The following is a 255-nucleotide window of genomic DNA, read 5'->3' on the forward strand; positions in this document are numbered from 1 at the left end:
AGGCTTGCTGATCAGCGTGGCTCGCACGGTAACCATCACGCCCGCCATTGCGGTCCAACTCCCGACTGACAGTGGACGGCGCACGACCAAGGTGAGCCGCGATCTGCCGGAGCGATTGCCCCAAAGCGACCCGCCGCGAGATCTCTTCGCGCTCTGCCAGCGTCAGGGCACGCGGTGAGCGGCGCTTTGGCGCCGGCCGAATGCCGCCGGCTTGGGCAATTACTCGGCGTATCGAGGAATGCCTACGGCCCAACC

At 66.7% G+C, this 255-nt stretch carries 1 protein-coding gene; it reads right to left on the minus strand.

The window, feature by feature from the left end; genetic code table 11:
- Positions 1 to 255 (minus strand): helix-turn-helix domain-containing protein (locus tag JHD67_RS22985; RefSeq protein ID WP_199101242.1); only part of this gene is annotated, 255 nt, incomplete at both ends.

The organism is Dyella sp. ASV21 (genome assembly GCF_016428975.1).
Taxonomy (GTDB): domain Bacteria; phylum Pseudomonadota; class Gammaproteobacteria; order Xanthomonadales; family Rhodanobacteraceae; genus Dyella.